At 55.9% G+C, this 22,532-nt stretch carries 19 protein-coding genes; 10 read left to right on the top strand and 9 right to left on the bottom strand.

The annotated features are described in order from the left end of the window. Positions 1-39: 39 nt before the first annotated feature. The 10 genes from nusA (at position 40) to FIU95_RS16095 (ending at position 11,018) form a co-directional block, all read left to right on the top strand. Positions 40-1,542: a transcription termination factor NusA gene (nusA, locus tag FIU95_RS16140; RefSeq protein ID WP_152454739.1), complete on the top strand. Its 1,503-nt coding sequence runs from the start codon at positions 40-42 to the stop codon at positions 1,540-1,542. A 64-nt stretch (positions 1,543-1,606) separates the two neighbouring features. Then, a complete protein-coding gene (gene infB, locus FIU95_RS16135) occupies positions 1,607-4,462 on the top strand; it encodes a translation initiation factor IF-2 (protein ID WP_152454738.1) in 2,856 nt (951 codons plus the stop codon). An 89-nt stretch (positions 4,463-4,551) separates the two neighbouring features. Next, positions 4,552-4,947, top strand: coding sequence for a 30S ribosome-binding factor RbfA (gene rbfA / locus FIU95_RS16130; protein ID WP_152454737.1), 396 nt, complete (start codon positions 4,552-4,554; stop codon positions 4,945-4,947). A 3-nt stretch (positions 4,948-4,950) separates the two neighbouring features. Then, positions 4,951-5,892: a tRNA pseudouridine(55) synthase TruB gene (gene truB / locus FIU95_RS16125; protein WP_152454736.1), complete on the top strand. Its 942-nt coding sequence runs from the start codon at positions 4,951-4,953 to the stop codon at positions 5,890-5,892. 146 nt (positions 5,893-6,038) lie between these two features. Further along, positions 6,039-6,308, top strand: coding sequence for a 30S ribosomal protein S15 (gene rpsO / locus FIU95_RS16120; protein WP_152454735.1), 270 nt, complete (start codon positions 6,039-6,041; stop codon positions 6,306-6,308). Positions 6,309-6,347: 39 nt separating this feature from the next. Further along, entirely contained in the window at positions 6,348-6,548 is a 201-nt protein-coding gene (locus FIU95_RS16115) for a hypothetical protein (RefSeq protein WP_152454734.1), read from the top strand. 24 nt (positions 6,549-6,572) lie between these two features. After that, complete coding sequence (gene pnp, locus FIU95_RS16110) at positions 6,573-8,696, top strand: polyribonucleotide nucleotidyltransferase (RefSeq protein WP_152454733.1); 2,124 nt, start codon at positions 6,573-6,575, stop codon at positions 8,694-8,696. A 139-nt stretch (positions 8,697-8,835) separates the two neighbouring features. Beyond that, complete coding sequence (locus FIU95_RS16105) at positions 8,836-9,486, top strand: hypothetical protein (protein ID WP_152454732.1); 651 nt, start codon at positions 8,836-8,838, stop codon at positions 9,484-9,486. Beyond that, complete coding sequence (locus FIU95_RS16100; protein ID WP_152454731.1) at positions 9,479-9,889, top strand: GFA family protein; 411 nt, start codon at positions 9,479-9,481, stop codon at positions 9,887-9,889. Before FIU95_RS16105 ends, FIU95_RS16100 begins: the two co-directional genes overlap by 8 nt. Before the next feature lie 160 nt (positions 9,890-10,049). Next, the gene (locus FIU95_RS16095) at positions 10,050-11,018 is read left to right on the top strand and encodes a zinc transporter ZntB (protein WP_152454730.1); all 969 of its coding nucleotides are present in this window, start codon (positions 10,050-10,052) and stop codon (positions 11,016-11,018) included. A gap of 50 nt (positions 11,019-11,068) precedes the next feature. Here FIU95_RS16095 and FIU95_RS16090 read toward each other — a convergent pair whose 3' ends face one another. From FIU95_RS16090 to FIU95_RS21230, 9 genes are all read right to left on the bottom strand, one after another. Then, positions 11,069-12,106, bottom strand: a complete 1,038-nt coding sequence (locus FIU95_RS16090; RefSeq protein WP_152454729.1) for an endonuclease/exonuclease/phosphatase family protein — start codon at positions 12,104-12,106, stop codon at positions 11,069-11,071. Positions 12,107-12,560: 454 nt separating this feature from the next. After that, positions 12,561-13,361, bottom strand: a complete 801-nt coding sequence (locus FIU95_RS16085) for an acyl-CoA thioesterase II (protein ID WP_152454728.1) — start codon at positions 13,359-13,361, stop codon at positions 12,561-12,563. A 91-nt stretch (positions 13,362-13,452) separates the two neighbouring features. Continuing rightward, positions 13,453-14,265 (bottom strand): 3-methyl-2-oxobutanoate hydroxymethyltransferase, encoded by an 813-nt coding sequence (panB, locus tag FIU95_RS16080; protein ID WP_152454727.1) that lies wholly within the window; start codon positions 14,263-14,265, stop codon positions 13,453-13,455. Between the two features lie 5 nt (positions 14,266-14,270). After that, complete coding sequence (locus FIU95_RS16075; RefSeq protein ID WP_152456425.1) at positions 14,271-14,957, bottom strand: deoxynucleoside kinase; 687 nt, start codon at positions 14,955-14,957, stop codon at positions 14,271-14,273. Positions 14,958-15,065: 108 nt separating this feature from the next. Next, positions 15,066-15,542: a 2-amino-4-hydroxy-6-hydroxymethyldihydropteridine diphosphokinase gene (folK, locus tag FIU95_RS16070; RefSeq protein WP_152454726.1), complete on the bottom strand. Its 477-nt coding sequence runs from the start codon at positions 15,540-15,542 to the stop codon at positions 15,066-15,068. Then, positions 15,542-16,894, bottom strand: a complete 1,353-nt coding sequence (gene pcnB, locus FIU95_RS16065) for a polynucleotide adenylyltransferase PcnB (protein ID WP_371416967.1) — start codon at positions 16,892-16,894, stop codon at positions 15,542-15,544. Before pcnB ends, folK begins: the two co-directional genes overlap by 1 nt. Positions 16,895-17,802: 908 nt before the next feature. Next, the gene (locus tag FIU95_RS16060; RefSeq protein WP_152454724.1) at positions 17,803-19,194 is read right to left on the bottom strand and encodes a sigma-54 dependent transcriptional regulator; all 1,392 of its coding nucleotides are present in this window, start codon (positions 19,192-19,194) and stop codon (positions 17,803-17,805) included. Positions 19,195-19,321: 127 nt separating this feature from the next. Continuing rightward, the gene (locus tag FIU95_RS16055; protein WP_152454723.1) at positions 19,322-22,282 is read right to left on the bottom strand and encodes an ATP-binding protein; all 2,961 of its coding nucleotides are present in this window, start codon (positions 22,280-22,282) and stop codon (positions 19,322-19,324) included. Next, positions 22,272-22,448, bottom strand: coding sequence for a hypothetical protein (locus tag FIU95_RS21230; RefSeq protein WP_172975432.1), 177 nt, complete (start codon positions 22,446-22,448; stop codon positions 22,272-22,274). The genes FIU95_RS16055 and FIU95_RS21230 overlap by 11 nt, the downstream gene beginning before the upstream one ends. Positions 22,449-22,532 lie beyond the last annotated feature (84 nt).

Here is a 22,532-nt window from a genome sequence, read left to right as displayed (position 1 = left end):
GTAGGCGCCTGAATTCAGGCGATTTTGAGGCACAGTTGCATGAACAAAGAAATCTTGCTGGTAGCCGAGGCGGTATCCAACGAGAAGGGCGTTGACCAGGAGATTATTTTCCAGGCCATCGAAGCGGCATTGGCAACGGCCACGAAGAAACGCTACGACGAAGATTCAACCATTGAGGTTATCATCGATCGCCGCAGTGGCGACTACGAGACTTTCCGCAGCTGGGAAGTGGTGGATGATGATACCCTGGCGGAGCTGGGCACTCAGTTCACCCTGGAAGAAGCCCACGAGAAAGACACCGAGCTGAAAGCCGGTGATATCTACCGCGAACAGGTGGAGAATGTAGAATTCGGCCGTATCGCCGCGCAGACCGCTAAACAGGTGATCGTGCAAAAAGTGCGTGAAGCCGAGCGTGCCAAGGTTGTAGACGAATACCGCGACCGCGTTGGCGAGATGGTGAGCGGCACGGTTAAGAAGGTTACCCGCGACTTTATCGCCGTGGATCTGGGCAACAATGCCGAAGCGCGCCTGCCTCGCGACCAACTGGTTGGCCGGGAGATTTTCCGTCTCGGTGACCGCGTCCGTGCCATCCTGCTGGAAATTCAACCGGAAGCCCGCGGCCCTCAGTTGATGTTGAGCCGCTCCTGTCCGGAAATGATTATCGAGCTGTTCCGCATCGAAGTGCCGGAAATCTCCGAGCAGGTTATTGAAATCAAGGGCGCTGCCCGAGATCCTGGCCTGCGTGCCAAGATCGCCGTAAACACCAACGACGGCCGTATCGATCCGGTCGGAGCTTGTGTGGGCATGCGCGGTGCGCGTGTGCAGGCTGTGTCTAATGAGCTGTCCGGCGAGCGTGTGGATATCGTACTGTGGGACGAGAACCCGGCCCAGTTCGTGATCAATGCCATGGCGCCGGCGGAAATCGAATCCATCGTTGTGGATGAAGACGCCGGCTCAATGGACGTGGCGGTAGCTGAGGAGAACCTCGCTATGGCTATTGGCCGCAGTGGCCAGAATGTTCGTCTCGCGTCAGAGCTGACTCAGTGGCAGATTAATGTCATGAGTTCCGACGAGTGGCAGAATAAACAGGAAGCTGAGTCCAGTTCCATCATGCAGGTGTTTATCGATCGCCTGGATATCGACGAGGATGTGGCCAGCATACTGGTGGACGAGGGCTTTACCTCCCTGGAGGAAGTGGCTTACGTACCCATCGAAGAAATGCTCGCAATCGAGGGTTTCGACGAGGATATCGCTGAAGAGCTGCGTGCCCGTGCCAAGGACTCCCTGCTCACCCAGGCCCTGGCCTCTGAAGAGAAGCTGGATGCCTCCGAGCCCCAGGAAGACCTGCTGAATATGGATGGTATGGAGCGCCATCTGGCCTTCCAGCTGGCCAGTCGCGGTATTGCGACTATGGAAGACCTGGCGGAACAGGCGGTGGATGACTTGCTCGATATCGAGGGTCTCGATCAGGAACGTGCCGCAGCGCTGATTATGAAGGCGCGTGAGCCTTGGTTTGCCGATGATAGCGGCGAACAGGCTTAAACACACAGCAACAAGTATTACGTATAAGTAACCCCCTCCGACCAAGTGACTTTTAGGAGAGAGAATGGCCGAAGTAACAGTTAGCGAACTCGCCAAATCGGTTGGTGCCACCGAAGACCGTCTGCTCAAGCAGATGAAAGAAGCGGGTTTGCCTCACACCTCTGCGAATGCAGTGGTGTCAGATGAAGAAAAGCAGGTCCTGCTCAGTTTCCTGAAAAGCAGTCACGGGGAGCAGGGCGCGAGCCCGCGCAAGATCACCTTGAAACGCAAGACCACAACCACGCTGAAAACCGGCTCTGGCACCGGCCGCAAAACTGTAAACGTGGAAGTACGCAAGAAGCGCACTTATGTGAAGCGTCCACAGGCTGAGCTTGAAGCGGAAGCAGGTAACGAAAGCGCTACCGAAGCGGAAGAAGTGCGCACGGGTGTGGACGCGGCTGCAATAGCAGAAGCTGATGCCAAAGCGGCAGCTGAGGCCCAGGCCGCAGCTGAAGCTGAGGCCGCCCGTCGTGCCGCTGAAGAAGAGGAAGCGCGTTTAAAGGCTGAAGCAGAGGCTAAAGCCGCTGCCGAAGCGGAAGAGAAGGCTCGTGCGGAAGCTGCCGCAGCAGAAGCCGCCAAAGAAGCAGAGAAAGCCGATAAAAAGGCAGAGGGTAAACCCGTAGAAAATGTAGCGAAAAAGGCGCAACCCGCCGCACCCATCCGCTCAACGTATGTAGATGATATTGAGGCGATGCGTATCGCCGCGATGGAACGTCGCAAGCAGCAGGCAGAGCAAGAAGAGCGTGAGCTAGAAGAGAAGAAGGCCAAACTGGAAGCCGACCGACGCGCCGCTCAAGAGAAGAAAGAGAAAGCTGCCCAGGCAGCCAAGGCCAAGCCAGCCAAGCCCGCGAAGCCCGCAGAGAAAACCGAAGAGGTTAAACCTTCTCTGCGTCGCAAGCTGGAAACGACCTCGAGTGAAGATCGCAACAGCGATGATGAGCCGCGCAAACGCCGCGGTCGCCGCTCCAAATCCGGCCCGAAGAAATCCAGCAAAACCGCCCTATATGAGCAGGCGCTGGAAGTATTTGAGGAAGATGAAGCCAGCAAGCGCAGCACGCGCTCCCTGTCTCGTCCGAATGTGAAGGTGAAGCCGACACACGTCTTTAAACGGCCTACGGAGAAGCAGGTGTACGAAGTACAGTTGGGTGAAACCATCACCGTTGCAGAACTGGCCAAGCAGATGAATGTGAAGGCTGGTGAGCTGATCAAGCGCCTAATGAAAATGGGTGAGATGGCCACCATCAACCAGCCCCTGGATCGTGAAACTGCCCAGTTGATCGTTGAAGAAATGGGTCACAAGGTGGTATTGCGCTCTGAGACCGAGCTTGAAGACAGCCTGGTAGCGCAATCCAAGGCTCAAGAGGGCACCGAGGTTTCCCGCGCGCCGGTAGTAACCGTGATGGGTCACGTTGACCACGGTAAAACCTCTCTGCTCGACTATATCCGCAAGACCAAAGTCGCCTCTGGCGAGGCTGGTGGTATTACCCAGCACATCGGTGCCTACCGGGTGAAAACCAGCCAGGGCGAGATCGCTTTCCTGGATACCCCGGGACACGCCGCCTTTACCGCCATGCGTGCCCGCGGTGCCCAAGCTACCGACGTCGTTATTCTGGTAGTGGCTGCCGATGACGGTGTGATGCCGCAGACTGAAGAAGCTGTGAATCACGCTCGCGCCGCCGGTGTGCCGCTGGTTGTCGCCGTGAACAAGTGCGACAAAGAAGCCGCTGATCCCGATCGCGTGAAAAATGAGCTGGCCGCAAAAGATGTGATCCCGGAAGACTGGGGTGGTGATACTCAGTTCATCAACGTATCTGCGCACACTGGCCAGGGTATCGATGAGCTGCTGGAAGCAGTTTCCCTGCAGGCGGAAATGCTTGAACTGAAGGCTAAAGTGAATGTGCCGGCCACCGGTGTGGTGATTGAGTCCCGCCTGGAAAAAGGTCGCGGCGTAGTTGCCACCCTGCTGGTACAGAATGGCGAACTGAAGCGCGGCGATATTATCCTGGCTGGCCAGAGCTATGGCCGCGTGCGCGCCATGACCAACGAGCACGGTAAGCAAGTTAAAGAAGCCGGCCCGTCTACTCCGGTAGAGTTGCTGGGTCTGGACTCCACGCCAAACGCCGGTGATGAGTTCATGGTGGTTGCCGATGAGCGCAAGGCCCGTGAAGTTGCCGAGCAGCGCGCTGATAGTGAGCGCCGCGAGCGTATGCAGCGCCAGCAGGCCGCCAAGCTGGAAAACATGTTTGCGGATATGGAAGCTGGCGAGCGCAAGGTGCTGCCGGTTGTCATCAAAGCCGACGTGCGCGGTTCTCTGGAAGCTATCCTGGGTGCGCTGGCGGATATCGGTAACGAAGAAGTTTCCGTCAACGTGGTATCCAGTGGTGTGGGCGGTATCGCCGAAAACGATATCAACCTGGCTCTGACTTCCGGCGCTATCGTACTGGGCTTCAATACCCGTGCCGATACTGCAGCCCGTAAAACAGCTGAGACCGAAGGGGTTGAGGTTCGCTACTACAGCGTGATCTACAACCTGCTCGACGAAGTGAAGAAGGCCCTGTCCGGCATGCTGGACCCGGAAGTGCGCGAAGAGATTGTGGGTATCGCCCAGGTGCGCGATGTTTTCCGCTCGCCGAAGTTTGGCGCTATTGCCGGCTGTATGGTTACCGAGGGTACCGTCTACCGCAACAAGCCGATCCGCGTACTACGCGACAACGTTGTAATCTATCAGGGTGAACTGGAATCCCTGCGTCGCTTCAAAGACGATGTGCAGGACGTGCGCAACGGCATGGAGTGTGGTATCGGGGTGAAGGACTACAACGATGTGAAGCCCGGTGACCAGATTGAAGTTTACGATATCGTCAAAGTTGCCCGCGAACTGTAAAGCGTTCCGGACCGGGTGAAGAAGAAACCCGCGCGGCTTGGCCGTGCGGGTTTTCCTGTCTTTAAACCGCCATTCTCAATAGGTAAACAATGGCAAGAGAATTCCACCGCGCCGACCGTGTCGCCGACGCCATGCGCCGCGAACTGGCCCAGCTGATTCAACAGGAAGTGCGAGACCCGCGCTTGGGCATGGTCAATATCAACGATGTTGAAGTCAGCCGCGATCTGACCACGGCAAAAGTGTTTGTCACCTTTGTGGGTGAAGATGACCGCAACAAGATCAATACCTCGATGGAAGTGCTAAACAAGGCCGCCGGTTTTCTGCGCAGCCAGCTGGCTCGTGCGATTCAAATACGCACCATCCCGCGTCTGTTTTTCCGCTACGACGAGACCTCGGTGCGCGGCCAAGAGCTTTCCGCACTGATCGACAAAGCGGTGCGTGCCGATCGCAAGCATCAAGACGACAGCGACTCTGACGAAGATTGATCTATGGGCCGCAGACCAAAATGGGGCCGGCCGGTTCACGGCGTGCTGTTATTGAACAAGCCCGCCGGCATTACCGCCAACGACGCCCTGCAAAAAGCCAAACGACTCTTTTTTGCCAATCGCGCGGGACACACCGGCGCCCTGGACCCGCTGGCGACCGGTGTTCTGCCGATCTGTTTCGGTGAGGCCACCAAGTTTTCCCAGTACCTGCTCGATGCGGACAAGCGCTATCGCAGTACTTTCGTGTTCGGCATGACTACAGCCAGTGGCGATGCCGATGGCGATGTACTGGAAACTAAAGATGCTTCCGGTTTGACCGAAAAAGCCGTGCTGAAAGCGATGGAAGCCTTCCGTGGCCGCATCAAGCAGGTGCCCTCTATGTACTCCGCTCTCAAGCACAAGGGGCAGCCGCTCTATAAGTTGGCGCGCCAGGGCTTGGAAGTGGAGCGCGAAGCGCGCGAAGTGGAAATTTTTGAATTTGAATTGCTGAGCTTTACACCGGGCCCACAGCCCCGTGCGGAAGTTGAGGTGCACTGCTCCAAGGGCACCTATATTCGCAGTATCGCCGAAGACCTGGGGCAAGCCCTGGGTGTGGGCGCCTATGTGGAAGTATTGCACCGCAGCGCCGCTGGCCCCTTCGATGAAGCGGACTCGGTCACTCTGGATGAGCTCACCGAAGAGCGCGGAGAGGACCAAGCGGAAGTACTGGATCACCACCTGTTGCCGATGGACTCTCCGGCGTCATCTTTGCCCAAACTCGTCCTGCCGGATGACTCTGGTTACTATGTGCGTCAGGGACAGTCGGTAATGGATTTGCAGGTCTATCGTATCGGTGCGGAAGGTGATATGGTGCGCCTCTTCCTGGAAAATGGTGATTTTCTGGGCGTAGGAGAAATTACCGACGAGGGGTGCGTAGCACCACGGCGTTTGGTAAGTGGCACTTGAGTGGAAACCGCAATATTGGTGAAAGCCAATATTAAGGTGAACTTGAAAGTGCCCGCGCGGCACAGCCGCATTCACGATTAGCTGGTCTGTAAATATGCATGGGCCAGCCGAATCTTTTAAAGCATATTACGACGAGGTAATTCGTTATGGCACTGACTGCCGTTGAAAAAGCAGCCATCCTGAAAGAGCACGGCCAAACCGAAGGCGATACCGGTTCTCCGGAAGTCCAGGTAGCCCTGCTGACCGCCAACATCAACAAACTGCAGGGTCACTTCTCTGCGCACAAGCAGGATCACCACTCCCGTCGTGGTCTGATCCGCATGGTAAACCAGCGCCGCAAGCTGCTGGACTACCTCAAGCGCAAGGATCTGAACCGCTACGCACAGCTGATCGCTAAGCTCGGCCTGCGTCGCTAAGACCCTGGAATGCCCGCCTCTGGCGGGCATTCTTTTTTAATGCTTGCTGAAAAGTGGCCTTGCTGTCATTTTTCAGAAGTTGCACTGCACAGGCCAGCGGAAAAGAACCCGACCTGGATGTGCAGTGTTTGCACCGGCCACCCCTGGTCGGTGGCGGCACATCCCCGTGCCGCCCTGGGAGAGGCGTTTGGATTTCTCTCCCGGGCAACCACTGTAGGGGTTACTGGAATGGGCCAGTAACCGTAAGGAAATAGGAAAAAACTAGTGAATCCAGTAAGCAAAACCTTCCAATACGGACAACACCAAGTCACCATCGAAACCGGCCGCATCGCGCGTCAGGCGACGGGCTCCGCTCTGGTTACCATGGGTGAGACTGTTGTTCTGTGTACCGTTGTCGGTGCCAAGGAAGCCAAGCCCGATCAAGGCTTCTTCCCGCTGTCCGTGCACTATCAGGAAAAAGCCTACGCGGCTGGCAAAATTCCCGGTGGCTTCTTCAAGCGTGAAGGCCGCCCGTCTGAAAAAGAAACTCTGACTTCCCGTCTGATCGATCGCCCGATCCGCCCACTGTTCCCCAACGGCTTTATGAACGAAGTACAGGTAATGTGTACTGTACTTTCTGCCGAGAAGGATATGGACCCGGATATCGCTGCCATGATCGGTACCTCCGCAGCGCTGTCTGTCTCCGGCATCCCCTTCGCAGGCCCCATCGGCGCTGCGCGTGTGGGTTACACCCAGCAAGATGGCTATCTGCTGAACCCGGGTTACCAGGCTCTGAAGACCTCCGAACTGGACATGGTGGTAGCCGGCACTAAAGACGCCGTACTGATGGTGGAATCCGAAGCGCAAGAGCTGCCGGAAGACATCATGCTGGGCGCCGTACTATACGCGCACCAGGAAATGCAAGCCATCATCAAGGTGTGTGAAGAGCTGAAAGCCGAAGCTGGCAAGCCCCAGTGGGATTGGCAGGCACCGGCGGAAAACACCGAGCTGAAAACGGCTCTGGAAGGCCAATTCGGCGAGAAAGTTGCCGAAGCCTACCGTATCACCAACAAGCAGGAGCGCAGCACCCGCCTGGCGGAATTGCGCAGCGAAGCGGCCGAAGCACTCTCCACTGAAGAAATTAGCGCCGACCTGGTAAAAAGCTACTTCGGCAAGCTGGAGAAAAAACTGGTGCGCGGCGCTGTAGTGCGTGGCGAGCCCCGTATCGACGGTCGCGACAGCAAAACTGTACGTTCGATCGCTGTGGAAGTTGGCGCTCTGCCCAAGTCCCACGGCTCTGCGCTGTTCACCCGCGGTGAGACCCAGGCCCTGGTAGTGGCTACCCTCGGTTCCACTGGCGATGCACAGATCATCGACGCCCTGGAAGGTGAGCGCAAAGACTACTTTATGCTGCACTACAACTTCCCTCCCTACTCTGTAGGTGAGGCGGGTCGTGTAGGTGCTACCGGTCGCCGCGAAATTGGTCACGGCCGCCTGGCGCGCCGCGGCATCGCTGCAGTGCTGCCGAGCTCGGACAGCTTCCCCTACACCGTGCGTGTGGTTTCCGAGATCACTGAGTCCAACGGTTCCAGCTCCATGGCTTCCGTATGTGGTTCCAGCCTGGCGCTGATGGATGCGGGTGTTCCGCTGAAGGCACCGGTAGCCGGTATCGCTATGGGTCTGGTGAAGGAAGACGAAGGCTATGCGGTTCTGACCGATATCCTCGGTGACGAAGACCACCTCGGCGATATGGACTTTAAAGTAGCCGGTACTGCCTCTGGTGTAACCGCGCTGCAGATGGACATCAAGATCGAGGGTATTACCGAAGAGATCATGGAAACCGCTCTGGAGCAGGCCCTGCACGCGCGTCTGCACATCCTGGCGGAAATGAACAAGGTGATCGATTCCTCGCGCACAACTGTGAACGAGAACGCACCGCGCTACGCGACCCTGAAGATCCATCCGGACAAGATCCGCGACGTGATCGGTAAGGGCGGTGCGACTATTCGCTCCATCACTGAAGAGACCGGCGCCTCCATCGATATCGAAGATGACGGTACTATCAAAGTCTTTGGGGAAGATGGCGAGAGCCTCGAAGCGGCGGTTACCCGTATCGAGGAAATCACCGCAGAAGCCGAGATCGGCGCTATCTACGAGGGCACTGTGGTGCGCATCGTGGACTTCGGTGCATTTGTAAACTTCCTGCCGGGCAAAGATGGTCTGGTGCATATTTCCCAGATTGCGGAAGAGCGCGTAAATGCCGTGACCGATTACCTGAGCGAAGGTGAGAAGGTTAAGGTTAAGGTACTCGACGTTGACCAGCGCGGACGCATCAAGCTGTCCATTAAGGAAGTAAAGGCTGAGCAAGCCGCTTCCGAAGAGGCGAAACAAGGTTCCGAAGAGGCCTAAACCTCTCGAGCTGACCAAGCCTGAAGAAACCCGGCCAAGTGCCGGGTTTTTTTATGGCTGATATTGGCTGTAGCTAAGAGCACAAAGGCATTTTTGCCGGCGTTTTTTCGGTTAGAATTCTGCGAAAAGAGGGAAAATTTTGCACAATTACTGGCTTCTCGATACGCTCCTCGGGCTAACCTGTCTGCTAGTCGCCAACCAGTACTGGTATCTCACCCGCGCGCGCTTTCAATCGGCAGCTCTAATCATCGTGGCCGCTCTTATTAGCATGGCCCTGGCCGCCCTGGTGGGAGCCTATCGCTATGGGATCGATCCCGGAGTAACTGATCTGCACCGGGCACTTACGCAGATTTCCGGTTTTGTCTCTTTCCTGTTGATCGGTATCGCCCTTATATGGGCGCGGCTGGAGCTACCTTGGGGGCAGGATAATCGTACACCGGCGTACCTGGTCCTTGTATTGTTATTGGCAGGAGCGATTGGACTCGCGCAGAGTAGCTGGATGTCCACCCAGACGGTAGTTGACCTCTTTTCTACTGTGGGGATTTTATTGTGGCTGTCGGTGGCATTACTGGAGTTGATAGCACCGAGACGCCTCAAGCGAGACCAGGCCCTGATAATTGGTGCGGGTGCGCTGTTAGTGTTGATCAACGGGCTATTTATTGGCACCGGTGCCTCACGGCTACTGGGCCTGGCCCGCACAAATTGGTTCCACCTGCTTCTCGCGCTCTCTGTTTTTTTCCTATTGTGGGCTCGCCCACTATTCAATCTGGATCGAACCGTTAATGAATAAAATAACCACCAGACTGCAGGGCGGCTGCCACTGCGGTGCCGTGCGCTTTAGCGCAGTGCATCAACGTCACAATGATGAGCCATTGGTGGCACACGCCTGTAATTGCTCTATGTGCGAGAAGGTTGGCTACCTGCACCTGATTATACCGGCGGCAAACTTTCAGCTGGAGCAGGGTGAGGGGGATCTCAGCTGTTACACCTTTAACAGTGGAGTGGCGAAACACTATTTTTGTCGCCATTGTGGCGTTAAGCCTTTCTACATACCCCGCTCAAACCCCGATGGTTACAGCCTCAATGTACGTTGCCTTGATAGCGTTCCACCGGAGTTGGAGGTTGAGCCATTCGACGGGCAAAACTGGGAACAGAATGCTGCGGGCTTGGCACACCTGAGCGTCGCAAAGTAATAATCCTTACCGAATAGGCCTGTGAATGGTTGATAAGACTCCAAAGAGGCGGTAGGTGGGATATCTATAGACTCGCGTATCTGCGCCAGTCTTTTTTCTTTCAGTTTTTTGAATGCCGGATTATTGGTGCTTTATCCGCAGCCGGCGAGGGAGTGGGAAAATGCAATCTGGGCTGATTCACGCCTATCTTCTCGATCACCGTGGTGGCGGCAGGGAGCTGAGCTGGGTTGAGGTAGGTGGCTGGCAACCCGGGCAGGGCGTGTTGTGGTTACACATGGATTATACCGATGAGACCGCGGCCCAATGGTTGCGTACAGAGAGCGGTTTGGATCGCTTGGTGGTAGAGGCTCTTCTGTCAGAGGAGTCTCGTCCCCGCACCACGCCGATAGGCGATAACTTGTTGATAGCCCTGCGTGGTGTGAATCTAAACCCGGCCTCGCAACCTGAAGATATGGTTTCGATCCGCCTGTGGATAGAGGCAGACCGTATTATCAGCACCCGTAAGCGCCGCTTGTTGTCGGTAGAGGATCTACTCGGACGTCTGCGCGCTGGTCGTGGCCCCAGTGGCCCTTCAAACTTTATCGTCTCCCTGGCGGATTTACTGGTGCGCCGTATGAGCGATACTGTGGATCAGCTCGAAGAGAAAATTGATGAGCTGGAGAGCCTGGCTCTGGATTCCGCCGGTGGTGAGTTGCGTTCGGAACTTGCGCATTTACGTAAGCAGGCTATTACTTTGCGCCGCTATTTATCTCCACAACGGGAAGCTCTATCTGGCATTATGGCTGCAGAAATGCCCTGGTTTCACGAAACCAATATATTGCATTTGCGCGAAGTCAGCGATCGCCTGCAACGGCATATTGAAGATATTGATGTGGTGCGCGAGCGTGCTTCAGTCACCCAGGAGGAGTTATTGAGTTATAACTCCGAGCAGCTGAATAGCCGTATGTATATGTTGTCGGTGGTGGCCGCAGTATTTTTGCCACTCAGTTTTTTGACTGGCTTATTTGGTATCAATGTCGGTGGTATGCCCTGGGCCCAATCTCAAGAGGGTTTTCTAACATTTTGCGTGCTGCTAATTATTGCGCTTGGCGGGCAGATTGCATTTTTCTTTTGGAAAAAGTGGTTATAGGGCTCCTTCCATATCCCACCATATGCCCTGGAAGGAGCCCTTGAGTGGATTTAGTTTTTAGTCCAGGAGAAATCCACAAAAACTGGATCGTGGTCGCTTAACCCAGAATAGCTTGGAGAGCCGATAAAATAATTGGTGACCTCCAGTGTGTAGTTGGGGTTGTTGTTAATCACCACTACATGGTCTGTGTCATTCTGTAGCTCATCGGCACAGGCTTCCAGGCTGGTGTCGTTGCCAGAGAGCATATATTGGCAGGCATGTTTGCCACCTGTTTTCTCGAAGAAGGCTTTCCAGGTTTGGTAATTAACGCCGCGCCAGTCGTCATCATTTTCATCAAATGCCATATTGAAGTCGCCCGCCAAAATAACGGTGGCATTGTTTGAGTGGGAGACAATCATATCGGCGATTTGATCTAGTTGCTTTGCTTTGGCAGTCAGGTCCGCGTCCTTGTGGCCCGCATCCATATGGGTGTTATAGATATGCACATGATAATTTTCAGTCACTTCAACTTTGGCTACGGTAAAACCCTTCTCGGTATCACAATCATTACCTGAGCATTTATTAAAGGTTTCCTCTTCATAAGTGGCAAAGGAATAGTCGTTATCATTGCGATTGTCCCGGTCAAAAGGAAATTTGGAAAAAGTGAGTAGACCATTACCAAAAGAGGTACCACCTCCCTTCCAGTGTTTTGAGCGATAGGGGACAGTATCGTTACTGAGTTTGTCATCATCATCCAGATAATTGGCCTTGGTTTTATTCCAAACCTCCTGCATCAGCCAGAGATCCTTGGGATCTTCATTGAAAGTGCGAATAATCTGTTTGAAGTCTGACTTACTGTTGCCGCCGATACATTGTAAAAAACCATCCATGTTGTAGACCATCATGTCAAAGCTGCCTGAGTTGGCATCTTCAAAGCTAGTGTCACCATATTCGTAACCATCCAGATCTTTTGATCCGCTCTCATCCACATCATCGATAAATTTGAACCAGTTGCATGAGGTAATAGCGTCCCAGACATCTTCGAAGTCTGCAGCACTGGCGGGATAGCTGATCAATAGGGCAAGGGAAATACAGATTCTTTTTATCATTTTTTATTCTCCATAGTTTTATCGCTGATGGGTGCAGGGGGCAGAAATAGCAAGCCTCTTATGTTTGGACTTTTTATTTTTGAGGGTGGGATGATGGATAGCGTAGATTACAAATTGGAGTAAGAAAGATTTTTTTTATTTTATTTTTATAGTAAATGGTGTGAGCTTGTGTGTTTGACTGGGGATATCAGCCTTTGATGATAGGAAAATTATTTAGCTGTCAGTCAGTTGAGATTATCCTGACTTTTAGCGGGCAAAAGCCGCCGAATTAAGCCCAGGTTATTTTCACGTTTCTATTTTATCACTTGGTGACTTGGTGGGGTGAGCCGAATGGTAGAGCCATATCCACTGTATTACTTGGGTATGGCTCTGCGGGTGGATGGGCTAAGGGGTAAAAGATGAGAGCTGTGAATATATTTCGAGTGCTTTGAAAAAAGGGTTGCAGTTATTCTGCTCAACCAAAAATAGTTACCATCTGCCGGGATAAAGCGACGAGTCTGCCCCCGCTGTCCCAAAGGCGCGCCTGAATCACGGCATAGCCATCTTCCGCTTGCTCCACTTCAGCTAGGTATTGCCACCAATCCGACGCGCTGCGCTCGGGTAGGGGCTCCATGAACTCCACCGTCCAGGTGAGAGAGCTGGCCGGTGCAGGTGCTTTTAGCATCGGTAAAGTGGCTGGAGGCCAGGCGTCGATCAGTGCGAGCAGATGGCTGATACCTACGGTATTTTCACTGCCATCTTTAAAGCGTACCCAACCGCCCAGTTGCCGCTCCGAGGTGCCACTGAAAGGCATTTGGCCACGGGCAATGCGGTAGTCATATTTTTGTGTGAACTCCGGTACCACACCCTCAATATACGGCAGGGCGATGCATTTCTCCGGTTCGGCAAATTCAGGGGCGGCAGGGGGGGCAGCTTTTACGGAGGAGTCTCTGCCGTTGCCAAAACTGCCGAGCGCCGCGAGCATGACTGATTCGCTCTGCAGCAGCTGGCCTTGTGCTTGTGTTACTGAGCGGCCAGCGCGCAATACTTGCGTATTAACGTCTAAGGCATCGGCGCTAACCGGGCCGACAAAGGAGAGGGTTAGAGAGCGCAGGCTGCTTTCCCTTGCTACCTCAGCAACCTCCGTCGCCATTTTTTCGTAGAGCATGGCCGCAACCAAGCCGCCAAAAGTGGCTCGACCCTGGCTCCAGCCTGTGGGGACTGTATTTGCGCCCTGGTTATTGCGCCACTCAAGGAGAAGTTCATCAAAGGTCATAGTGTTACCGCTGGACAGGCGGACTTTGTGCAGTCCGCCGAGGAGATATCGGGGCCATTTAAGCTGGTGTTAACTGGCCCCAAATAGAAGACTAATTGAAAGTGTGGCTGTCTTCGGGGAATACGCCGAGTTTGACGTCCGCTGCGTACTTGCGCAGGGCGCCGGGGATATCGCCGGCTTCCACCAGGAAGTTCTTGGAAAACTTCGGTGGTTGTTCGGTAAGGCCGAGGATATCGTTGATGACTAGAACCTGGGCATCGGTATCGCGCCCCGCGCCGATGCCGATAGTCGGCATAGATACGGACTCGGTAATGCGCTTGGCCAGAGCGCTGGGTACACATTCCAGCACCAAAAGGTCGGCACCGGCCTGATCCAGCAGGATCGCATCTTCCAGCATTTGCTCGGCGTGTTTTTCGTCGCGCCCCTGAACCCGGTAGCCGCCGAGCTTATGAACGGACTGGGGGGTGAGCCCCAGGTGGGCACAGACGGGGATACCGCGGTCGGTGAGCATTTTGACTGTGTCGGCAAGCCAGGCACCACCCTCGATCTTCACCATATGGGCACCGGCCTGCATGATGCGGGTGGCGTTTGTGAGTGCTTGCTCCGGTGTGGCGTATGTCATGAATGGCATATCACCCATGATTAGGGATTTTTTATTGCCCCGCGCTACCGCTTCCACGTGGTAGATCATCTGCTCCATAGTGACCGGCACTGTGCTGTCGTAACCCAGCACGGTCATGCCGAGAGAGTCACCCACCAATACGGTTTCTACCCCGGTTTTCTGCGCCATAGCTGCCATGGGCGCATCGTAGAGAGCGACGGTAATAAATTTCTCACCGTTCGCTTTCATCTTGCGCAGGGTTTGCACGGTAACGAGCTTTTCTAATTCTGAGGGTGCATACATAGCGGTTAACTTCCCGGGTTGTAGTAATGACGGCCCTTGGTCACTGTGAGCATGTACTCCACCAGTTGCTGGTAATCCTCGGGGCTATCGACAATATCGATATCCTCACTGTTGACAATCAGCAGCGGTGAGCTGTCGTAGAAATGGAAAAATTGGGTGTAGGCATCGTTGAGTGTGGCCAGGTATTCATTGCTGATTGCGCACTCTGCGGGGATGCCTCGATTGCGGATGCGGGTCTGCAGGACTTCCAGCGGCGCCTGCAGATAAATTACCAAGTCGGGTTTAGGCGCCTCTAAGGTAAGGTGCTGGAACACCTGTTGATAGAGTGCGAGTTCATCCGCGTCCAGGGTGACCTGGGCAAACAGTTGATCCTTCTCGATAAGAAAGTCGGCCACTCGCACAGGTTCAAACAGATCATCCTGGCGTAGGGCCTGGATCTGTTGGGAGCGCTGCAACAAAAAATGTAACTGGGTTGGGAGTGCGGCGTTCTTGGGATCGCGGTAGAAGCGCTCGAGAAAGGGGTTTTCCTCGGGCAGCTCCAAGAGGGTGTCGTAATTGAAAGTGGTGGCCAGTTTCTTGGCCAGCGTGGTTTTTCCCACACCGATATTGCCTTCAACAGCAATGAATTTCGGTGGGGTTCTTTCCGGTTGGTCAAATTCACACAGATTGGTTTCGCTGTTGTCGATAACCACGTGTTTGACTCCTTTGGTTGGGGCGTCTTCCCTGATGGGCTGCAGGCGCAAAAATACTATTAAGCGGGGCGGCCAGTCGAGCACTTTTGGCGCTGCATTAAGGGCTGGTTAGATTTTCTCCAGGCGGTTTTGGGGGCAATTCTGCAGCAGCTGTTGCAGTGATTCCCCAGTTGGCAATTGCAGGTTGGGGGCTAGCTCGGCCAGTGGCAGCAGCACAAAGTTGCGCTCTGCCATGCGCGGGTGCGGCACCTGCAGGCGTGCTTCGTCTAACTGGAACTCGTCGAACAGCAGAATATCCAGGTCGAGGGTTCGTGCTCCCCAGCGCACCGAGCGCTCGCGCCCGTGGGCTAGCTCAATCGACTGCAGCTGGTTAAGTAGCTCGATGGGTTGCAGCGCGCTTTCCAGTTCCGCCACAGCGTTGACATAATCCGGTTGCTCCCCTGGGCCTATAGGGGCACTGTGATAAAAGCTGGAGCAGCGCAGCAGGCGACTGTGGGGAATTTCTTCGATGGCTTTCAGGGCACCGCGCAGCTGTTTCTGGGGCTCAGCCAGGTTACTGCCGAGCCCGATAAAAACTCTTTCCATTATTCGGCAGCCTTTGGCCTGCGCCGGCGCCCGCCGCGGGAGTTGCGGCCACGGCGGTTGCCGCCACCGCTGCGCTGGAGCTTGCGCACCATTTGTTGACGCTGTTCTTCGTCTGCCTGCTGGAATTCGGTCCACCAGTTGCCCAAGCCGGGTTCAAGCTCACCACAATCTTCGCGCAATAGCAGGAAGTCGTAAGCGGCGCGGAAGCGGGGGTGCTCCATTTGACGCTGTGCGCGACTGCCGCCGCGCTGTGGCAGGCGGTGCTGCAGGTCCCAGATTTCGCGCATGGGGATAGAGAAACGCTTGGGAATCGCGGTGTGGGCCAGCTGGTTGCTTGTGATTTTTTGTGCCGCCTGGGCCAATGCCGGTGCCGGCGGCACCCCTTTCTCTATGAGTTTTTTCTGTTCTTCATTCACAGCCGGCCACAACAGGGCCGCGTACAAAAAGGCGGGGGTGACACGCATATCGGCCTGGATACGCTGATCGGTATTGCGCAGTGCGCGTCGGGTCAGCTCCAGTGCCGCAGGGTTCTTTTCAATCTGGGCGGCATTATCGGGGAACAGGTGTTGCCACAGATGGTAGCGGCGCAGCAACTCGAAAGTGCGCTCGCCCTGGCCGCTCATCAACAGCTTGAGAATCTCGTCAAACAGGCGCGCGGGGGCGATATTGCGCAGTAGAGGGGCCAGTTCCTGCAACGGGGCTTCGGTACCGGCTTCAATGGCAAAATCCAGTTTGGCGGCGAAGCGCACCGCGCGTAGCATACGCACTGGGTCTTCTTTATAGCGTGTGGCCGGTGCGCCAATCATGCGGATAAGACGCTTTTCTATATCCTCCACACCGCCGGTGTAATCGTGGATGGCGAAGCCATCGGTGGTGTAGTAGAGCGCATTAACCGTGAAGTCCCGGCGCACGGCGTCACTTTCCAGATCGCCATAGACATTGTCGCGCAGCAGCATTCCGTGTTCGGACTGCTTGGCTTCGTGCTCTTCGCCATCGTTGTGGTGACCGCGGAAAGTGGTGACCTCAATGACCTCACGGCCGATGCGCGCGTGCAGGATTCGAAAACGCCGCCCGACGATGCGTGCGCCGCGAAACAGTGTCTTGGCCTGTTCTGGGGTAGCGTCAGTGGCGACATCGAAGTCTTTGGGGTGGCCGCCGAGCATTAGGTCCCGCACACCGCCACCGACAATGTACGCCTGGTAACCCGCCTCCTGTAGGCGCTTCATGACCGTTAGGGCCGCGCGGCTGATGTCCCGGCGGGAGATATTGTGATCGCTGCGAGCGATAATCCTGGGGCCTTTCTTGGCCGGCTTGCGCCAGCGTTTGATACTACTAATCAAATTATTGAGCATACGGCTGTCTGTCTTGACTGCTGCCATCTGTTGGTGACCGAAAATGCCCTGTTGGTGCTGAGGCCACATCTTCGGTGGCGGCAGGCTTTAACCCGCACTTTCCTTGCCCCATATGAGATAGGGTAGGTTGTTGCACTACTGGGGCCTCTGAACCTGGGCTGGCCCAGGGGCGAAGTCCAAAACAGGGGGCGGCAATGGCATCTGCTGTCAGTGTGGAGGACTCGCTGGCGCGATTCTAACACACGCAAAGCAATGCGCCCGCAATCTGCGGGTGCTGGAAAGTTGGGGAAAAGTTTGGGAATTATTATTACAGGTATGAAGGCAGCGGCTTCCTTGCGCTCTTAATTTGCTATCAAGCAAACACCCTCTCCCAGGTATAAATCAGTCAGTTTGCAACGCGCTTGTTGTTATTTTTATTCTTCTTTCGAATTTATTGTTATTGTTTATTGTTGTTCTTGCGGTTTTGGCCACTCATTGCTTTTGTTATCGGCCGCCCCATTATTTTTATTGTGTTTCGCCCACTTATTTTGAGTAGTTATAGGGCTTTTAACGGTCATTTATTTTTATTGTTGGCCGTTTTTAATTTTTGTACTAAGAGTAAAGCACTTAGTGTGCCAACTTTTGAAACTCTTTATAAATCAATAAGTTACAATCTTTACGAAAATTGATGGAACTTTTCTAAGCGCCATTGCGTTACGTAAGGTGCGGCAACTGTTACTTGAGGTAGGTGTTGGGTAACACTTCCCCTTGTTACCGGATGTGTAGCAAGGCGGGGCGGGGCGCCGGCATGCGGGGCATACCGTTGGGTGGCATTTTTTTGTGATTCAAGTGCCGCCGCGGGCTAGTGCGGCCGGTGGCAGGTGCTCAGTGATAGGGCATAGGGGGCTTTGCCCCCCAGAACAAGGTGATCAGGCTTCGGCAACGGCGCTGCGGCGGGTCTTCTTACGGGGAATGCCCAGTTTTTGACGCCTTTCCCACAGGCATTTGCGGCTAACTCCCAGCTTTTTCGCCAGTTCTGTCTCGCTCATGGTGTCCTGGTGCTCTATAACGAAGCGCGCGAAGTAATCCTCTAGAGATAGGTCTTCACGGGGGTCTGTGTGCAGGCTGCGTGGACGGGGTTCGCCAATGGCTTCCTCCACAGGGACCAAATCTAGGTCGATATCCAGGGTTCTATGATCGATTTCCCGGCTATCGCGGTCGGTGAGGATCACCGCGCGCTGTATAGCGTTCTCCAGTTCACGTACGTTACCGGGCCAGGTGTAGGTGGTGACAGCCTGGACGGCTTCAGGAGATAGACGCAACAGGGGTCGCTCAATTTTGGTGCAGAACTTTTCCAGAAGGTGCTCTGCTAGTGCAAGGACATCGCGGCCGCGTTCGCGCAGCGGGGCCAGGGTCATCTGCACCACGTTGATGCGGTAGTAGAGGTCTTCGCGAAATTTGCGTTCAGCGGCGAGTTGGCGCAGGTTGCGGTGGGTGGCGGTAACCAGGCGTACATCGACTTTGTGGGACTCAATAGAGCCGATCGGACGCACTTCGCCCTCCTGTATCACACGAAGCAGTCGCGCCTGGGCCTCCAGGGGGAGTTCCCCGATTTCATCCAGAAACAGTGTGCCGCCATCTGCGGCGGCAACCAGCCCTTCGCGGGCACTCTGGGCACCGGTAAAGGCGCCTTTTTCGTAACCGAACAATTCAGATTCGATCAAGGTCTCGGGAATGGCGGCACAGTTGACGGAGATGAGCGGCTTGCCGGCGCGGCGGCTCTCCTCGTGGATAGCCTTGGCCACCAGTTCCTTACCGGTACCGGTTTCACCGTGTACCAGCACGGTGGCATCTGTGGGGGCCACCTTGTGGATGCGCCCGTAGAGTTCGCGCATAACCTGGCTGTCGCCGATCATCCCGGCGATAGTGCCGGGGTTGCCTTTATCTACAGGAGCTTGAGCGCGGCTCTGCTCGGCCTTGCCGATGACACGGCGAACGGTGGCGAGCATCTCATCGTGATCGAAGGGCTTGGCGATATAGTCCGCAGCGCCCATACGCATGGAGTCCACCGCGGAGCGCAGGCTGGCGTAGCTGGTCATGATCAGTACTGGCACTTCACCGGCGTGTTTGAGCAAGTCGGTGCCGGGCGCACCGGGAAGACGCAGATCTGAGATAACCAGGTCGACCTCGTTAACTCGGTATTTACTGAGGGCCTCCCTGACTGAGCCCGCTTCGCTGACCTTGTATCGGTGCCGCTCTAACAGTTTGCGCAGCGCCGTTCGAATAATGGCTTCATCTTCGACGATCAGGATGTGGCTCATATGTTACGCCTGGTTACAAAATGCTCAACAAACGCCTAGTTTTACCCGGCCGCCGTTTCTATGCAACTCAAAAACGGAGAATCGGGTTATTTTTGCCCAATATCTGGCCGGTTTGCCGGCTGGATTCTTAACCCGCCAAGGGCAGCTGCACAGTAAATCTGGCGCCGCGGCCGGTCTCCGGATTAGCCGGGCTCTCCAGTTCCAGCTGTCCCCCGTGTTCCTCAACAATGCTGTACACCATCGCCAGGCCGAGGCCTGTGCCTTCTCCGGGTTCTTTGGTGGTGAAGAAAGGTTCCAGGATGCGCTCGCGGTGCTGGGCCGAGATACCGGGGCCGTCGTCGGTGACAGACACACAGGCGCAGCCCCTGGCCTCGCGGCCTTCAATGCGGATAAGGCCGCCATCTGGACTGGCGTCGCGGGCGTTGCTGAGCAGGTTGATAAATACCTGGATCAGGCGCTGGTTATCTCCGGGGGCGATTAGATCTGCGGGCACCGCATTTTCGAAACGTACCTCGGTTTTATCCCGCTGTAGGGATAACAGATGTACGGCTTCCTGCACACAGGCGTAGAGGTCCACCGGCGCGCGTTCACTTTCCTGGCTGCCACTGTGGGAGTAATTCACCAGCGAGTGCACGATACGGCTGATGCGCTGGGTCTGGCTGAGGATCTGGTCGGCGGTTTCCAGCACTTCCGGGTTGTCGCAATCGAACTGGAGGTTCTGCGCCAGGCAGGCGATGCCGGTCACCGGGTTGCCCACTTCGTGGGCGACACCGGCGGCAAGACGCCCCACCGAGGCTAGGCGTTCGCTGTGAATCAGCTCCTGTTCCAATATCTGGGTTTCGGTAATGTCCTCGAGTAGCAACATCTGTCCATCGCCGCGCTGGTTGCGGGCTGGCCCGCTGCGGCTGCGTTTCTGTCGGGTTTTGTGCAGGTTGAGCCAGTGGCTGTTGCCGTCGAGACTGACCTGCTGCTTGAAGCGGCTGGCATCGGTAGACTCGGCGAACTCCGCTAGCAGACTGCGCCAGGGCTCGGCCAGATATTCCAGTTTTGAACCGATCACCTCTACGGCGGCAATACCGGTGAGATCCTGCATGGCGTAATTCCATAGCAGGATCTCGCCGTCGCGCCCCAGGGAGCAGGCGGCCATGGGTAGCTCTTCGAGCATTTGCCGATGGTACAGGCGCAGGTTGTTCAACTCTGCGGCCAGTCCGGTGAGCTGGTGTTTGTAACGCCCCAGGCGGGTCTCGATCAGGTGGATATCCTTGTTGGCCGGCTGATCGCTGTTTTGGAAGGGAAAGTGGCGATCGATAATCTGGCCGGCCAGCACCCGCCCCAGCAGCCCCGACAGGTTGGATTCGAGACGGTTGCGCAGCTGGCGTAAGGCGTAGGGACGGCGTTCATCATCGGGCAGGTTGAGCTGGCTGAGGGCGCGTTTCACCTCGGTGTTGGCGGTCGCCGCCCCCAGGCTCTCCGCCAGGCGCAGACGAAAGTCCGCTGCGGACTGCACATCGAGACCCAGGCGCAGAGCCTGGGCGATGGTGTCGTCACTGCACAGGTCGGCGGCGTATTGCTCCAGGCTGCTCGTCGAAGTGAACAGCGACAGACTGACGAACAGCAGTATGTTGACGCCGAGCGACAGGGTGGTGATCTGGGTCCAGATGGACATCCCCAAAGGGATCTGAAGAGAAGTACCGGGCAGGGTGATACCAGTAATCTCAAATACCGATGGCAGCAGCAAGCCGCAACCCCAGATCAGCATCCCAGCCAGAAGTCCGCCGATCAGACCGCGTCGATTGCCCCGCGGCCAGTGAATAACGGCGAAGATACCTGGCAGGAACTGTAGAGAGCCGATAAAAGCCAGCAGGGCCAGATCCGACAGGGATAGGCGATTGTCCAGTAGCAGGTAAAAGGCGAAACCGGCGATAAACAACGCGGCGATTAATGCTCGACGCAGCCATACCAGCTGGCGGTACATATTGTCTTCAGAATGCCAGCGGGTGCCCGGCAGTAACCAGTGGTTCATCACCATGGTGGACAGCGCCAGGGTCATCATAATCAGTGCGCCGGTGGCGGCGGAGAGGCCGCCGATAAAGGCGAGTGTGGTCAGCAGCGCCGAGCCGCTGGCTCGCGGCACTGCCAACGAGAAGTACTGCACCGGTTCGGCCACATCCAGGGCGAAACCCGCCCACATAATCGGAAAGATCGGCAGCGCCATCAGCAACAGGAATAGCGGGAATCCCCAGCTGGCGGTGCGCAGGGCCTGGCCGGTGGGCCGCTCGGCAATACTCAGATAAAAGATATGCGGCATGGCCACGGCGGTGGCGATAAAGACCAGCAGTAGCGTATGGGAGGAGCCCTGCTCAATGGGGGTGTAGAGCAGCTGTTGCATATCTTTGTTTTCCAGCAGCCACTGGTCGAGTCCCGAAAATCCACCGAATACACCGTAAACCGCATAGCCTCCTACCGCGGTTAACGCTACCAGCTTAACCAGGGATTCCAATGCCATGGCGCTGGCCAGGCCCTCACCACGCTCGCGGGTGGCGCCGTACATACTGGTAAACACTGCTAACAGCACGCAGTAGAAGAAGGCGATCAGGTTTTTACTGGAGACGCCGCTATCCGGCAGGCCCAGGGCGGCGACACTGTCCCGCGACAGCAGTGCCAGGGTCTCTGACACCGCTTGGATCTGCAGAGCCACCAGTGGTAACAGCGCCAGCAGCATAAACAGGGTGGCCAGGGTACCTACCTGGCGACTGTGGTAGCGGAATACCAAGAGATCAGCGGGGGAGTAAAGCTGGTAGCGTTGGGCCAGGCGAGCCAGGGGCTCCAGCGCCACCGGCGCGAATAGGAACATGGCACCGGTGCCCAGGTAGTAGGCGAGCACTCCGTATCCGTATTGCCAGGCAAGGTCGACAATGCCATAGAAGGTCCAGGCGGATAGAGAGACCCCCAGCGAGAGCACATACACCAGAGGATGGCGCACCCAGCGCGAGGGCAGCCAGCCCTTGGAAGTGGCGAAAGCGACAAAGAACAGGGTGGCGATATAGGCGACCCCGATCAGTGCGATATGGGCTATCTCAAAGCTCATTCGACTTGCGCCTCCACTGGATAAAAATCGCCAGCAGGATCAGAGCGAACCAGAGAATAAAGGGCCGATACCAGGCGCCAACGGGGTTGATCATCCAGGTAAATATGGTGGGGGAGAACACATAGCCCACCAGCACGAGCAGAATTAGCAGGGTGCGGTTGCTCATAGGTTGTTATGTAAATCCGCATGGAGGGTGAAAAGGTAAATGGCTGGCCGAGTTTCGGCTGGCGCAAAAATGTTAATTGCCTCC

Source organism: Microbulbifer sp. THAF38, assembly GCF_009363535.1.
In the GTDB taxonomy this organism is placed as follows: Bacteria; Pseudomonadota; Gammaproteobacteria; order Pseudomonadales; family Cellvibrionaceae; genus Microbulbifer.
The sequence above is the reverse complement of the archived record's forward strand: the minus strand, read 5'-3'. Positions and strand labels throughout refer to the sequence as shown.